The sequence below is a fragment of the Parasutterella muris genome, from assembly GCF_943193095.1.
In the GTDB taxonomy this organism is placed as follows: domain Bacteria; phylum Pseudomonadota; class Gammaproteobacteria; order Burkholderiales; family Burkholderiaceae_F; genus Parasutterella; species Parasutterella muris.
Map to the genome: position 1 here is coordinate 1 of NZ_CALPCV010000065.1, position 1,564 is coordinate 1,564.

Consider the following 1,564-nt stretch of genomic DNA (forward strand, 5'->3'; position numbering starts at 1 on the left):
TCCCGAGTTTTACAGTTTACGACTGCATAAAATCCCTGGAAGCCCCGTGTAGCGGGGCTTCTCCGATCTTACGATTTTCACGCCGTGGTAGCTACAACTTTCAGCCCCGGTAAATGAAGTTTCTTTTTTAGGCCTACGGGCTTCTCTACGCGACTTAGGACCTTCAGACCAAAGTGCTTACTCATTTCATCAAACAGCCCCGGTTCGTATAACCTTAGAAATAACGGCAGCTGTGGATTGATATCATCGTAGACGACTTGGGACTGACGTAAGGCAGAGCACATCTTCCCATGAGTGACTTGATCTCCGAGTTCCTGCTTGAGGCTGTAAAGCATATATTTTTCCAGTACCAAGCTTATGAAGCAGCTCAAGAAATGGCCATATATGTGAGAATCTGTCCATACAAAGCATGGCCGAGTCTCCAATTGAGATTTGCTGACCCGGAAACAATCTTCAATTTGCCAGAGCTTTCGATAAATCTCAGTGGCTCTCTCAGGTGATATTTCAAGATTCGTGCAAATAACGTAATACCCATCCCATTGAGATTGTTCTTCTATTTTTCCGGTATCTAATTGCGGTGCACCGTCTTTTCTTGGCATTTTAACCAATGACTTATAGCCGGTTAGACGTAGTTTGCCCGGATTCTTAATTGCATCAAGCGCCTTATCAATCGCTCTATCTCTGTCTGCCCTATCTTTTTTTGCTCTGCGCGGACTGTAAGAGACGATCCAATGCAAATTCATAGTGTCAATTACTTTTTTTGTCTTGTAGTTGAGTTTTGTCGTAGGGCTGGTTCTGGTTTCGTATAGCGGTTTATTAACCTCTATCGTCTTATAGCGGCAAAACATCTCTCCGTTTTCCTCGCATGTACTCTTCTGCCAATTGTTTTGGTCTAGGATTGCCTTTTTCTCATCGGCTGAGGCATTCTTAAACTTTTGTGCAATTACGAAATCACAGCCTATTTGTCTGAGCGCAAATAGGTTCTCACTTGAATTTAACCCTCGGTCAGCAACTACTATCAATTGATCGATCCCGTAAGTCGTTTTGATCTTCTTAATCAACGGCACCATGGTTCCGAATTCATTAGTGCTTCCGTTGAAGAGCTCATAATCAATGGGAATGCCATTCTCATCCATAACCAGTCCAAGCACCACTTGGACCTCATTGACCTTATGATCCTTGCTCAGACCAAAGTCTTTGTAATCAGAAATGTTGCGGCTTTCAAAACTGTAGGTGGTTACATCGTAGAAGGCGGCAGTGATCTTCCTTTTTGTCCTCTTTTGAATTTCTCGGTTGAGGTGTTTGACGACGCTCTCTTTGTCCTCTTTCAATAGATCAAGAACTCGATACAAATCCTGAAGATGATCAATCTCGGAGTGATCAATAATGCTTGAGTCCTTATTCTTGAAATTCTGAAGCTTGCTGGCCGGAGCCAACAACCGCTGCTCGGTGAGTAGATAGGCAGCTTTGTCATACGAATAGCCAATATTACGATCCTTTTGAAGATACCGAAAAAACTCCGGCATCTTTAAGTCGCACCAAACTTTACGGATAATCGCGGCTC

General features: G+C 43.4%; 1 protein-coding gene. It reads right to left on the reverse strand.

Translation table 11 applies throughout. From position 1 onward, the window contains the following. Window positions 1–77 precede the first annotated feature (77 nt). The coding region (locus NFR90_RS11545; RefSeq protein WP_251453150.1) for an IS1634 family transposase at window positions 78–1,564 on the reverse strand (1,487 nt) is incomplete at its 5' end.